We start from the raw sequence: 12,474 nt of genomic DNA on the forward strand, positions 1-12,474 counted from the left end.
CCTTCCACCGTCCGGCATCTCGGGCGCGCCGAGGCAGGGTGGTTACTGAGCGATATGCCTGAGCGTCATGTGCCCGCGGGGCGGGTGCCCGTGGGCCGGGGGCGGAGTTCGACAGGCCGCCGTGGGTCCGCCAACGTGGGCCCGCCGCAGTGGCGGGCCGAGGGCCGGCGGGCGCCGCGCCGGGGGCGTACCCCCGACGCGGCCCCCTGTGCCCGCCGGCCGGTCCGTCACCGCCCGGCGAGCGCCGCCCAGCTCGGCGTCACCGGTTCCCGCCGCAGCGGCATGCCCGCCTCGGCCGGGGTCCGGTCGCCCTTGCGCTGGTTGCACTCGTAACAGGCGGCGGTGGTGTTCTTCCAGGTGTTCCGGCCGCCGCGCGAGCGGGGCAGGATGTGGTCGATGGTGCTGGCCGGGTCGTCGCAGTACGCGCAGCGCCGGCCGTCGCGGCGCAGCACCCCCGCCCGGGACCAGGCCGGGCCGGCGCTGAACCGCCAGCGGGTGACCACGTACCGGACCAGGCGGACCACCCGGGGCAGCGGGAAGACCCCGATCAGCTGGTCCGGCTCGGCCTCGTGGATCTCGGCGACCCGCCGGCAGAGCATCCGGATCGCGTGCTGGACGGTGACCCGGTGCAGCGGGCCGAGGTCGGCGTTGACGACGAGGACGGCGTCCACCGGGCACTCCCTTCTCACGACGGTGGTAGGCGGTCCGGACAGCGAAAAGCCGCCCGGTCCGGCGATCGGACGGGCGGCGGGCACGCGTGCGGGCACGCGTCAGTCGGGCCACCCGACGATCGGACCTTCCGCTCGGCAACCGTCGCTGGGCAGCCACGACGGCACGGTGGTGACGTGCGGCTTCGACATCGACGGCTCCCGGAGCGGTGGTTGACCTTGCCCGGTCACGGTAGATCCGCACCGGTGCGGCGGGCAACGCATTTCGATCCGCCGTCGGCCGGCCGGCGGTGGCTCCGGGTCAGCGCCGGCCGGCGAGCAGGCCGCGGGGGCGGATCGAGCGGACCGGCTCGGCCGCGCCGCCCTCGGAGCGCAGGATGTGGTTCGCGGCGATGATCCCGGTGGCCGCCGAGCGTTCCATCAACGCGCTCGGGAAGTCCGTCCGGATGCCGTCGCCGGCCAGGTAGAGACCGGCCGCGTCGGTGCGTACCCCGGGCCGCTGGGCATGACCGCCCGGGGTGAACGCGGGCGCCTGCGCCTCGACCCGGGCACGCAGCTCCCGGACCCGCAGGCCGGCCGCCTCCGGCCAGAGCCGGGTCAGCTCCACCCGCATCCGCTCGGCCAGCTCGTCGGCCGGCACGTCCGGCTCGCAGGCGTACGCGTGCAGTTCGACGACCGAGCCGCCGGTGCGCTCCGCCCAGCGGCGCGGCTCGTGCTCCAGCCGGTGGTAGAGGGTCACCGAGTCCAGCGTGGGCTGCCGGGACACCCCGCTGAACACCGCCCGGTCCGGGTGGACGTCCCCGTCCATCCAGTAGCGCGCCACCGCGTACGGCGGACCGGGCGGGCCGAAGGCGGGCATCCGCGCCACCAGCTGCGGCGCCGCCGCGGTCAGGCCGGGGGAGCCCGCGACCAGCGCGGCGAGCGCGGGCGGGTCGACGGCGAGCACCACGTGCCCGGCGGGGTACGACGAGCCGTCCGCGGCGGTCACCCGCCAGCCCCCGGGCTGCCGGTCCAGTCGGGCGGCGGCGACGCCGGTGACCACCCGCCCGCCGTGCTTCTCGACGTGCCGGGTCAGCGGCTCCCAGATCGCCGTGGCGTAGTCCTCGTCCGGGCAGTCGAAGGCCAGCCCCTCCGGGTTGCCGAGCAGATAGAAGTGGAACTGGGCGATCATCTCGGCGGCCGACATCTCCGCCTCGTGGTTGAAGAACGAGTGCGAGAAGACCTCGAAGAGCATCGCCCGCGCCCGGTCCGGCAGCCGCAGCGAGGCGAGCAGTTCGTCCGCCGTCATCCGGTCGAACTCGGCGTAGGTGCGCACCGGGTCGTAGCTGAGCAGCGGCAGCGCGGCGTCCCGGTCCATCGCGCGCAGGTCGGCCAGGCGCAGGCTCGGACTGCGCAGCAGCAGGGCGAGCAGGTTCGCCGGCGGGGCCGGCGGCAGCCTGCCGAACTCCTCGGTGGGCCACTGCTCGCTCAGGATGGGGTAACCGGGGACCGGCCTGAGGAAGCCCAGGCCCGGGTCGACCCGGCGGAGGATGGACCGCCAGTTGTAGTACTGCCGGAAGACCGCGTGGAAGCCGTGCTCGTTGCGCTGCGTCCCGTCCGCCAGGGCCTCCGGCCAGGCGCCCAGCCGACCGCCCAGAGTCGGCGCGGCCTCCAGCACCGTCACCTTCACCCCGCGCTCGACCAGCACCACCGCCGCCGACATGCCGGCGATCCCGCCACCGACCACCACCGCCGTCGTCGGGCGCGGCACGCGGGACGCGCCGCCGCCGCCCGGGTCGACCACGTGCTCGCGTACGCCGATGAGCCGGCCGACCACTTGCGACAATGGCATGGGCACCTCTTCGACGGCGGCGTGTGTCCAGTCTGCCCGGTCACGCCTCCGGCGGCAGCAGACAGCGCCGCTCGCGGTCCGAGGCCGGCCAGACGTACTCCAGGTCGAGCGGGATCTCGCCGAACCGCGGGGCGTAGTGCGCGGGGTCCTTGCGCAGCAGCGAGGAGCGGTGGCTCAGGTGCAGGTCGGCGCGGCCCAGCCAGGGCGGCAGCTCGCCGGCCTCGGCCAGCTCCGCCTGGGTGCGGACGGTGGTGACGCCGCAGGCGGTGGCGAGGTCGGTGACCATGGTGCCGGCGCAGGTGTCCGCCCGGCCCGGCTCGCACCAGACCGCGCACATGTCCAGGCCGTACCGGGTGAGCGCCTCCTCGTAGCCGGCCCACATCTTCACCGCCGGGTGGTTGCGCCAGCCGTAGTCCGGGCGGGTCAGCCCGCGCAGCACCTGGATCGTCTCCACCCGCTGCTTGCCCAGCCGCTTGACGTCCAGCGTCCGGGCGCTGGCCAGGAAATCCGGGTACGGGAGGAACGTCTGCATGCCGCTGCTCTACCCGTCCCGGGGTACGCCATTCCTTCATGATCGCGGGGCTGCGCGCGCTGCGAGCGGTTGACTACCATCCGGGCATGGCCGAGCCCCTGCGCGACCGCGCCCGCCGCGCGACCGGCTGGCGGCTCCGGATGAACGGCGACGACCGTCCGCACTACGTGGTCTGCGGCTCCGACCCGCTCGCCTACTGGGTGGTCAGGTCACTGCTCGCCACCGAGTCGCCCGCCGGGCGGGTCCGGGTCACCCTGGTGGTGCCCGAGCGGCGCCGCTCCGACGGGCCGGACGGCCGCGACATCGAGGGCGTCCAGGTGATCCGGGCCGACCGGCTGGACGAGACGGCCTTCCGCCGGGCCGGGCTGGCCGGCGCGGCCGGGCTGGCCCTGCTGCATCAGGACGACGTGGGCAACATGCACGCCGCGCTCTGCGCCCAGGAGGTCGAGCCGCGGCTGCGGCTGGTGGTACGGATGTTCAACACCAGCCTCGCCAACGGCGTACGGCAGATCTTCCCCGACTCGGCGGTGCTCTCCGACGCCTCCATGGCCGCCCCGGCCTTCGTGGCCGCCGCGCTCGGCGAACTCGCCCCCACCCACTTCCGGCACGCCGGGCGCACCCTCTACGTGGCCCGGCGCGCCGACGTACGCACCGAGGACGTGGTCTGCGGCCTGGCCGTCACCACCGACCCCGACCTGGTGCGGGTCCTCCCGGCGGACGAGGCGGCGGCCGACGTGGTACTGGCCGAGGCGACCGGGCAGCCGCCGGGCACCGAACTCGCCGCCCGCCGGCTGGTCCGGGCCCGGCGCCGGCGCCAGCCCGTCGCGGTGCTGCTCCGCGCGGTCCGCAGCTTCGCCACCCGCAAGATCGGCGTCGCGGTGATGCTGCTGCTGGCGGTGATCGCCCTGCTCGGCTGGCTCAACGGCCGCGCGGTGGACGTGAGCTGGACGGAGGCGCTCTACCTGACGCTGGTCACCACGCTGAGCGGGCAGGACCCGGACGTCGGCAAGCCGGCCGCCGCGCAGATCATGCAGGTGGTGCTCAACCTCGCCGGGCTGGCGCTGATCCCGTTGATCACCGCGGTGGTGGTGGACGGCATCGTCAACGCCCGGCTGGCCCTGCACGCCGGCCGGATCCAGCCGGACCGCTCCGGGCACGTGGTGGTGGTCGGGCTCGGCAACATCGGCACCCGGGTGATGGCCCAGCTGCACGACTTCGGGGTCGAGGTGGTGGCCATCGACAAGGTCCCCGACGCCCGCGGCGGGGCCCTCGCGCACCGGCTCGGCGTGCCGCTGGTCGTCGGCGACGCGGGGCTGGAGGAGACCCTCCGGGCGGCCTCCGTCGACACCTGCCAGGCGCTCGTCGTGGTCTCCACCGACGACGGGACCAACCTGCGCGCCGCGCTGAACGGCCGGGCGCTCAGCGCCGAACTGCGCGTGGTGCTCCGGCTCTTCGACGGCGACTTCGCCGAACGGATCCAGAGGGCGTTCGGCATCGGCATCTCGCGCAGCGTGTCGTACCTGGCCGCGCCCTCGTTCGCGGCGGCCCTGCTGGACCGGGCGGTGATCGCCACCATCCCCGTCGGCCGGCACGCGCTGCTGGTCACCGAGGTGCCCGTGGTCGCCGGCTCCGCGCTGGACGGTCGCCCGCTCGCCGCGGTGGCCCGCCCCGGCGAGGTACGCCTGCTCGCGCACACCCGGAACGGGCAGAAGACCGACTGGACCGCCGATCCCCGGATGGTGATCTCCGCGGGGGACCGGCTGACGGTGGTGGCCCGGCGGGCCGGGCTGAGCGCGCTGCTCCGCGAGACCGCCCCGCCTCCGGAGCCGGCCCCGGCGGGCGCGCCGGTCCCGCGGCAGCCCGACGAGTGAGCCCGGGTCAGGCGCGCGGGGCGCGGGCGTGGCGGAGGGCGTACCAGGCGGCGCCGAGGGCGAGGACGCCGAATCCGGCGAGCACGCTGGCCGGCGGGAGGCTGACCGCCAGCACCAGGCAGCCGACCAGCCCCAGGGCGGCGAGGAGCTGCACCGGGACCTTGCGGCCCGGCTCCCGGCCGAGGGTGAGCGCGGCGGCGTTGGCGATCGCGTAGTAGACCAGCACCGTGCAGCTGGAGAAGCCGATCGCGCCGCGCACGTCGCCCAGCGCGACCACCACGATCACCACGGCGGCGACGGCCAGTTCGGCGCGGTGCGGCACCCGGTGGCGAGGGTGGACGGCGGCGAGCGCGGCGGGCAGGTCGCGGCGGCGGGCCATCGCCAGCGTCGTCCGGCCCACCCCGGCGAGCAGGGAGAGCAGCACCCCGGTCACCGCCACCGTGGCGCCGGCCCGGACCAGCCAGGCCAGTCCGGGCAGCCCGGCGGCCGTCACCACGTCGGCCAGCGGCGCGGCGGAGGCGGCCAGCCGCCCCGCACCGAGCACCCCGAGCGCGACCACGGCCAGCGCCAGGTAGATCGCCAGCACGACACCGAGCGCCAGCGGCACCGCGCGGGGGATGGTCCGCTCCGGGTCGCGTACCTCCTCGCCGAGGGTGGCGATCCGGGCGTACCCGGCGAAGGCGAAGAAGAGCAGGCCGGCGGCGGTCAGCACGCCCGGCACCCCGGTGCCGGCGGAGCCGTCCAGGCGGTCCACCGCGACGTGCGGCGCGCCGGTCACCGCGACCAGGGCGAGCACCGCCAGCACGAGGCCGACCAGGGCCCGGGTCACCGCCGCGGTCTTGCCGATGCCGCGCAGGTTCACCGCGGTCACCGCCACCACCGCGGCGACCGCGACGAGCCGCGCCCGCCCCGGCCACAGGTATGCCCCGATGGTCAGCGCCATCGCCGCGCAGCTCGCCGTCTTGCCGACCACGAACCCCCAGCCAGCCACGAAGCCGGCGAACGGGCGCAGCCGTTCCCGGCCGTAGACGTACGTCCCCCCGGATTCGGGGTAGCGGGCGGCCAGCCGGGCCGAGCTGGTCGCGTTGCACCAGGCGATGAAGCCGGCCAGCGCCAGGGCGACCAGCAGCCCGGCGCCGCCGGCCGCCGCGGCGGCCGGGGCGAAGACCACGAAGATGCCCGCGCCGAGCATCGACCCCAGACCGATGACCACCGCATCGGGTACGCCCAGTCGCCGCCTCAGTCCGTCCATGGGCGCAGGTTAGGGGACCGAGGTGAACGGGCGGTCCCAGGTGCGTAACCGGCCGGGCAGCGGAAGGTGGTCCCAGGGCGCCCGGCGCAGCAGCCGGTCCAGCAGGAGCCCGAGCAGCAGCCCGGCGACCGAGTCGGTCAGCCAGTGCCAACCCAGGTAGGTGGTGGTGCAGAACACGATCACCGGCGGCAGCACGCGGACCGCGGTGATCAGGTGGTCCGGTACAGGGCGGTGCAGGGTGCGCAGCAGCGCGGGAAGCAGCAGGGCAAGGATCCCGTACCAGACGATCGAGTTGGCCACGTGCCCCGACGGGTAGGACACCCCGTACGGGCCGTCGGTGTGGAAGATCTGGACGGTGTCCGGTTCCGGCAGGTAGGGCGGCTTGACGCTGGCGGTGGGTGCGGCCCGGTCGGACCAGAGCTTCAGCGGCCCGATGGTCAGGACCGTCAGCACGAACGCCGCCACCGGCGGTAGCACCGGCCGGATCGACCGGAGGCGGACGGCCACCAGCACGCCGAGCCCCGCCGCGAGCAGGGTCAGCGGCGTCCCCTGGCCGAGATAGTTGAGCACCCGCGCCATCCGATACGCCGCCGCCGGCCGGTGCGCGTCAGCCCAGTCGGCGACCGCCCGGTCGAGGCCGAGGAACTGGCCGGCGGCGAGCGCGACGGTCAGCCCGACCAGGGCGGCGAGCAGCAGCGCGTCCCACCACCAACCGGCCGGCCGGACCGGTCGGAGCCGCACCTGGCCGCGTACCCCCGTGGTCTCCCGCACGCGACCACGCTACCGGCCGCGGACGGCGCCGGACCGGCGCGGGCGTCGGTGGCTGTGTGCCCAGCCACGAAGGGAAGCGCTCGGGCGGGGCGGGCGGCACACTTGTCCCCGTGCGGATCACCTCGGCCCTCGTCGACCCGGCGCTGCTCGACCTCCCCTGGTCGACCCCGCTCGAGGAGTGGCCTGCCGAGCACCTGGTCGCGCTGCCCCAGGGCATCTCGCGGCACATCGTGCGCTTCGTCCGCCTCGGCGAGTACGTCTACGCGGTGAAGGAGACCGGCGAGCGGGTGGCCGAGCGGGAGTACGACCTGCTCCGCGCGCTGGAACGGATCGACTTCCCGTCGGTCGAGGCGATCGCGATCGTGGCCGACCGGCAGACCGACGACGGCGAGCCGCTGGACCCGGTGCTGATCACCCGGCACCTGCAGTTCTCGCTGCCCTACCGGGCGCTGTTCTCCCGCACCCTGCGGCCGGAGACGATGAACCGGCTGCTCGACGCGCTGGCGGTGCTGCTGGTCCGGATGCACCTGACCGGCTTCTTCTGGGGCGACTGTTCGCTGTCCAACACGCTGTTCCGCCGGGACGCCGGCGCGTTCGCCGCGTACCTCGTCGACGCCGAGACCGGCGCCCTGCACAGCTCGCTCTCGAACGGTCAGCGCGGTGAGGACCTGGAGATCGCCCGGGTGAACATCTTCGGTGAGGCCCTCGACCTCGAGGCCGCCGGGCTGCTGCACGAGTCGATCGACCCGGAGGTGGTCTGCGACGAGGTCGTCCAGCGCTACGAGCGGCTGTGGCACGAGATCACCTACGAGCAGCAGATCGAGCGGGAGGCCCGGCACGACATCGAGGGCCGGATCCGCCGCCTCAACGAGCTGGGCTTCGACGTCGCCGAGGTGGCCATGTCGACCGCCGACAACGGGCGCTACCTGGTCCGTCCCAAGGTGGTCGACGCCGGGTACCACACCCGGCGGCTGATCCGCCTGACCGGCCTGGACGCGGAGGAGAACCAGGCCCGCAAGCTCCTCAACGACCTGGACGCGTACCGGGTGGAGAGCGACCTGACCGACGAGCAGCAGGCGGCGCACCGCTGGCTCACCGAGGTCTTCGAGCCCGTGGTCCGGGCGGTGCCCGCCCACCTGCGCCGGAAGCTGGAGCCGCAGGAGCTCTTCGCGCAGATCATCGAGCACAAGTGGCTGCTCTCCGAGCGGGCCGGCCGGGACGTCGGCATGGGCCCGGCGGTGCAGTCCTTCCTGTCCGATGTGCTGGTGCACCGCCCGGACGAGCAGGCCGTCCTCGGCGTCGAGGTCCCCGCCGCCGGCTGACGCGCGCCCGCGGCGACCAGCTCGGGCTCGACCGTCCGTCCCGGCCCACCCGAAGGTGGCGGTCCGGTGCCTACGAAGCTGATGTCGTGAATGGATCAGACCGGTCCGGACGGACGGTGATTCACTTGCGACATCAGCTTCGTAGCGTCCGAGCGGTAGGTTCCCCGCTCGGTGCCCCGCAGCGAGGCCCGGGTCACTCCACCCAGGAGCCGGCGCGCATCACCCGCACCACGTTCAGGTCGTCGTCGAGGACCACCAGGTCCGCGCGGAGGCCCGGCTGGAGCGCGCCGACCCGGTCGCCGAGGCCGATGGCCCGGGCCGGGGTGGTGGCCACCATCCGGCAGGCGTCCGGCAGCGCGACGCCGGCCGCCACGGCGTGCCGCAGGGCGGCGTCCATGGTCAGGGTGCTGCCGGCGATCGCGCCGCCCCGGGCCAGCCGGGCCACTCCGTCGGCCACGGTGACCTCCTGACCACCGAGCTCGTACTCGCCGTCGGGCATGCCGGCGGCGGCCATCGCGTCGGTGATCAGGGCGGCCCGGTCCGGGCCGGCGACCGAGGCGGCGAAGCCGAGCATGCCGTCGTGCAGGTGGACACCGTCGGCGACCAGCTCGCAGACCACGTTCGGCGCGTCGAGCAGGGCCACCACCGGCCCGGGCTCCCGGTGGTGCACCGGGCGCATGCCGTTGAACAGGTGCGTGCCGACGCTCGCCCCGGCCGACACGGCGGCCCGGGTCTGCTCCCAGGTGGCGTCGGTGTGGCCGACGGCGGCGACCACGCCGTGCGAGACGAGCAGCTTGATCGCGTCGAGCGCGCCGTCCCGCTCCGGCGCCAGCGTGACCATCCGGACCGCGCCCGCGCCCACCTCGATCAGCTCGGCCAGCTCGTCGGTGGACGGGTCGCGGAGGAACTCCGGGTTCTGCGCCCCGCAGCGGTCCGCCGACAGGTACGGCCCCTCGAAGTGGATGCCGGCCAGCACACCCGCGTCGACCAGCGGGCGGTAGGCGGCGGTGGCGTCCCGCATCAGCGCGAAGGGGGAGCTGACCAGGCTGGCCAACAGCGATGTGGTGCCGTGCCGCAGGTGGAACGCGGCGGCCGCACGGGCCAAGTCCGCGTCGCCGGTGGTGAAGCTGTGCCCGCCGCCGCCGTGGGTGTGCATGTCCACGAAGCCGGGCACGATCCAGTGCCCGTCGCGCACCGACGGGTACTCGGCGACCGCCCGGATGCGGTCGCCGGCGATCTCCACGCAGCCCTGCCGGATCACGCCGTTCGGGGTCACCACCTTGCCGTTCACCCGCAGGTTCATCAGGTCTCCTCCTCAGTCCGGGTGGGCGGGTCAGGGCCGGGGTCGGGCGTCCAGGGCCAGCAGCGCGGCGCCGAGGCAGCCGGCCTCGTCGCCCAGGGCCGCCGCGACCAGGCGTGGCTCCCGGTGGAACGTCAGTCGCTCGCGCAGCGCCCCACGCAGCGGGTCCAGCAGCCGGGGACCGGCCTGGGCCAGCCCGCCGCCGATCACGATGGTCGCCACGTCGAAGAGGGCCTGCCCGGTGGCCAGCCCGTCGGCGAGCGCCTCGACGGCCTCCCGCCAGACCCGGCCGGCCAGCGGTTCACCGGCCGTGGCCCGGTCCGCCACCTCGGCGGCGGTCGCCGGCTCACCGGCCAGTTCCGCGTACCGGCGGCCGATCGCGGCGGCCGACGCCACCGCCTCGAGGCAGCCGGGGCGGCCGCAGCCGCAGCGCGGGCCGTCGGGGCGTACCAGGATGTGGCCGATCTCCCCGGCGGCGCCGTGCGCGCCGACGGCGGCCGACCCGTCGACCACGTGGGCGGCGGCGATGCCGGTGCCGATCGCGACGAAGAGCACGTGGCCGCTGCCCTGCCCGGCGCCGAGCCGGGCCTCCGCCAGGCCCCCCACGCGCACGTCGTGGCCGAGCGCCGTCGGCAGGCCGAGCCGCGCCTCCGCCAGCTTCCGCAGCGGTACGTCCCGGAAGCCCACGTTCGCCGACCAGACCGCCACCCCGCGGGCCTCGTCCACCACCCCCGGTACGGCAATGCCGCAGGCCACCGGCGTCAGCCCGTCGGCGCGGGCCTTGCCGGCCAGCCCCTCGGCGACCTCCAGGACCGTGTCGACCACGGCGTCCGGGCCGCGCCCGGCGTCGGTGGGGTGCCGTTCGGCGTGCACCACCGCGCCGTCCGGGCGGACCAGGGCGCACTTCATCCCGGTGCCGCCCACGTCCAGCGCGACGACGACCTGGGTGGCTGCGGTCACGCGAGGACCACGGAACGGGTCAGGTGGCGGGGCGCGTCGGGGTCGAGGCCGCGGCTGGTGGCGAGCGCGACGGCGAACCGCTGGGCCAGGATCAGGTCGGCCATCGGGTCGACCGGGGTACGCCCGGCCGCCCAGCTGGTCAGCACCGTGTGGCAGCCATGGGTGCGGCTGTGCACGAACGCGGCCCCGGTGGCGGCGACGTCCTCGGGCAGCCCGTCGGGGATCGGCCCGAACGCCCAGACCAGCCGGCCCGGGGCGGCCACCGAGATCGGGCCGTGCCGGTAGTCCATCGCCGGGTACGCCTCGGCCCAGAAGGTGGCCGCCTCGCGGCACTTCAGCGCGGCCTCCTGGGCCAAGCCGACGGTCCAGCCCCGACCGAGGAAGGTGACCTGCTCGATCCCGGCCGGGTCGATCGGCAGCGGGGCCCGGACGGTCACCTCGGCGTCGGCGGCCAGCGCGCCCACGTTGTCGCCGAGGTGGGCGCGGAGCAGCGCCAGCGCGGTGGTGGCGAAGCGGGTCTGCACCACCGACCGCTCGTCGGCGAAGGGCATGGTCACCGCCGCGTCGGCCAGCGCGACCGCCGGGGAGCCGGGGTCGCCGACGAGCACCGTGGTGGGCACCTGGCCGCGCAGCGCGGACAGCAGCTCCAGCACCTCGGTGGTGGTGCCGGAGCGGGTGATCGCGATGAGCCGGTCGTAGCGGCGGCCGGTGGGGAACTCGGAGGCCTGGAAGGCGTCGGTCTCGCCCTGACCGGCGTGCTCGCGCAGCCCGGCGTACGCCATCGCCATGAACCACGACGTGCCGCAGCCGACGACGGCGACCCGCTCGCCGGGGCGCGGCAGGCGGTCGGCGACGGCCGGGGCGAGCTGCGCCGCCTCCCGCCAGCAGTCGGGCTGGCTCGCGATCTCCGCGTGCACGTGTGCCATGACAACTCCTCGCAGGGGAGACCGTTGCGCAATACGGCTCGTTATGGCCGTCTTTCGCGCGTTATTCTGCGCGAGCCCGGGTGGCCCTCGCAACCAGCTCCCAGATCGCGCAGCCCAAGGTTTTGCGTACCGGCAGTTTCGCGCACTACTGTGCACGCAATCAATCACCCTTCGTGCAGTTTCTCTGGAGGCCCCGCGGTGGACCGCTACGCCCGATGGAACGCGCTGCTCGAGATGCTGACCGACAGCGGTCGGGTCACCGTCGAGGAGGCAGCCGGGCGCCTGGACGTCTCCCAGGCGACCATCCGGCGTGACTTCGACCAGCTCGCCCAGCAGCAGATGATCACCCGGACCCGGGGCGGCGCGGTGGCCAACGGCGTCTCGTACGACCTGCCGTTGCGCTACAAGACCGCCAAGCACTCGGCCGAGAAGCAGCGGATCGGGGCGGCCGCCGCGGCGCTGGTGATCCCCGGGACCGTGGTCGGCCTCAACGGCGGCACCACCAGCACCGAGGTGGCCCGGGCCCTGGCCGTCCGGCCGGATCTGAACACCAGCGCCGAGGGCGCCCAGCTCACCGTGGTCACCAACGCCCTGAACATCGCCAACGAGCTGCTGGTCCGCTCGCGGATGAAGGTGGTGGTGGCCGGCGGCGTGGTCCGGCCCAAGTCGTTCGAGCTGGTCGGCCCGCTGGGTGGGGCGCTGCTGCGCGAGGTGACCCTGGACATCGCCCTGCTCGGCGTGGACGCCATCGACCCGCAGCTCGGCGCCGCCGCCCATCACGAGGGCGAGGCGGCGATGAACAACCTGATGGTCGCCCGCGCCAAGCGGGTGGTGATCATCGCGGACTCGTCCAAGCTGGGCGGTCACGCGTTCGCCCGGATCTGCTCGGTGGACCGGGTGGAAACCCTGGTCACCGACTCCGGCGCGGCCTCCGCCGTGGTGGAGGCCTTCCGCGACGCGGGCGTGCACGTCATCTGCGCCTGAGGCGGAATCCGGGAAATCCCGATGCATACCCGGTATTGTCTCTCGCTGCATACCGCG

The 12,474-nt window shown here is 74.9% G+C and carries 11 protein-coding genes; 3 read left to right on the top strand and 8 right to left on the bottom strand.

Going from position 1 to position 12,474, the window contains the following annotated elements; translation table 11 throughout:
• Positions 1 to 227: 227 nt before the first annotated feature.
• The 3 genes from ACFOYX_RS18155 to ACFOYX_RS18165 form a co-directional block, all read right to left on the bottom strand.
• Positions 228 to 671 carry an HNH endonuclease gene (locus ACFOYX_RS18155; RefSeq protein ID WP_109800296.1) on the bottom strand — a complete coding sequence of 148 codons (444 nt, stop codon included), beginning with the start codon at positions 669 to 671 and terminating at the stop codon, positions 228 to 230.
• A 298-nt stretch (positions 672 to 969) separates the two neighbouring features.
• Positions 970 to 2,499, bottom strand: a complete 1,530-nt coding sequence (locus tag ACFOYX_RS18160) for an FAD-dependent oxidoreductase (protein ID WP_322442312.1) — start codon at positions 2,497 to 2,499, stop codon at positions 970 to 972.
• Between the two features lie 40 nt (positions 2,500 to 2,539).
• Positions 2,540 to 3,031, bottom strand: a complete 492-nt coding sequence (locus tag ACFOYX_RS18165; RefSeq protein WP_238453722.1) for an MSMEG_6728 family protein — start codon at positions 3,029 to 3,031, stop codon at positions 2,540 to 2,542.
• A gap of 86 nt (positions 3,032 to 3,117) precedes the next feature.
• Here ACFOYX_RS18165 and ACFOYX_RS18170 point away from each other — a divergent pair, with 86 nt between their 5' ends.
• Entirely contained in the window at positions 3,118 to 4,902 is a 1,785-nt protein-coding gene (locus ACFOYX_RS18170) for a potassium channel family protein (protein WP_377534156.1), read from the top strand.
• 7 nt (positions 4,903 to 4,909) lie between these two features.
• On the opposite strand, the gene ACFOYX_RS18175 is transcribed toward ACFOYX_RS18170, so the two are convergent.
• The gene (locus tag ACFOYX_RS18175) at positions 4,910 to 6,154 is read right to left on the bottom strand and encodes an APC family permease (protein ID WP_322442313.1); all 1,245 of its coding nucleotides are present in this window, start codon (positions 6,152 to 6,154) and stop codon (positions 4,910 to 4,912) included.
• A 9-nt stretch (positions 6,155 to 6,163) separates the two neighbouring features.
• Positions 6,164 to 6,895 carry a phosphatase PAP2 family protein gene (locus ACFOYX_RS18180; protein WP_322442328.1) on the bottom strand — a complete coding sequence of 244 codons (732 nt, stop codon included), beginning with the start codon at positions 6,893 to 6,895 and terminating at the stop codon, positions 6,164 to 6,166.
• Positions 6,896 to 7,035: 140 nt separating this feature from the next.
• Between ACFOYX_RS18180 and ACFOYX_RS18185 the strand changes: the two genes are divergently transcribed.
• Positions 7,036 to 8,247 carry a DUF4032 domain-containing protein gene (locus tag ACFOYX_RS18185; protein WP_375373503.1) on the top strand — a complete coding sequence of 404 codons (1,212 nt, stop codon included), beginning with the start codon at positions 7,036 to 7,038 and terminating at the stop codon, positions 8,245 to 8,247.
• A gap of 193 nt (positions 8,248 to 8,440) precedes the next feature.
• Here ACFOYX_RS18185 and nagA read toward each other — a convergent pair whose 3' ends face one another.
• From nagA to ACFOYX_RS18200, 3 genes are read right to left on the bottom strand one after another with little or no spacing between them, the layout of a single operon-like run.
• Positions 8,441 to 9,550, bottom strand: a complete 1,110-nt coding sequence (gene nagA, locus ACFOYX_RS18190; RefSeq protein WP_322442314.1) for an N-acetylglucosamine-6-phosphate deacetylase — start codon at positions 9,548 to 9,550, stop codon at positions 8,441 to 8,443.
• Between the two features lie 30 nt (positions 9,551 to 9,580).
• Complete coding sequence (locus ACFOYX_RS18195; RefSeq protein ID WP_322442315.1) at positions 9,581 to 10,507, bottom strand: ROK family protein; 927 nt, start codon at positions 10,505 to 10,507, stop codon at positions 9,581 to 9,583.
• Positions 10,504 to 11,433, bottom strand: coding sequence for an SIS domain-containing protein (locus ACFOYX_RS18200; protein ID WP_322442316.1), 930 nt, complete (start codon positions 11,431 to 11,433; stop codon positions 10,504 to 10,506). Before ACFOYX_RS18200 ends, ACFOYX_RS18195 begins: the two co-directional genes overlap by 4 nt.
• A gap of 198 nt (positions 11,434 to 11,631) precedes the next feature.
• Between ACFOYX_RS18200 and ACFOYX_RS18205 the strand changes: the two genes are divergently transcribed.
• Entirely contained in the window at positions 11,632 to 12,417 is a 786-nt protein-coding gene (locus ACFOYX_RS18205) for a DeoR/GlpR family DNA-binding transcription regulator (RefSeq protein ID WP_322442317.1), read from the top strand.
• Positions 12,418 to 12,474: the final 57 nt, after the last annotated feature.

Origin of the sequence: Micromonospora sp. GCM10011541 (assembly GCF_042650725.1) — a bacterium.
GTDB classification, from domain to species: Bacteria; Actinomycetota; Actinomycetes; order Mycobacteriales; family Micromonosporaceae; genus Micromonospora; species Micromonospora sicca.

What these genes read in the sequence shown, in the direction of transcription:
- ACFOYX_RS18160 (WP_322442312.1), bottom strand. Translation starts at nt 2,499, where the DNA reads ATGCCATTGTCGCAAGTGGTCGGCCGGCTCATCGGCGTACGCGAGCAC.
- ACFOYX_RS18200 (WP_322442316.1), bottom strand. Translation starts at nt 11,433, where the DNA reads ATGGCACACGTGCACGCGGAGATCGCGAGCCAGCCCGACTGCTGGCGG.
- ACFOYX_RS18170 (WP_377534156.1), top strand. Translation starts at nt 3,118, where the DNA reads ATGGCCGAGCCCCTGCGCGACCGCGCCCGCCGCGCGACCGGCTGGCGG.
- ACFOYX_RS18175 (WP_322442313.1), bottom strand. Translation starts at nt 6,154, where the DNA reads ATGGACGGACTGAGGCGGCGACTGGGCGTACCCGATGCGGTGGTCATC.
- ACFOYX_RS18165 (WP_238453722.1), bottom strand. Translation starts at nt 3,031, where the DNA reads ATGCAGACGTTCCTCCCGTACCCGGATTTCCTGGCCAGCGCCCGGACG.
- nagA (WP_322442314.1), bottom strand. Translation starts at nt 9,550, where the DNA reads ATGAACCTGCGGGTGAACGGCAAGGTGGTGACCCCGAACGGCGTGATC.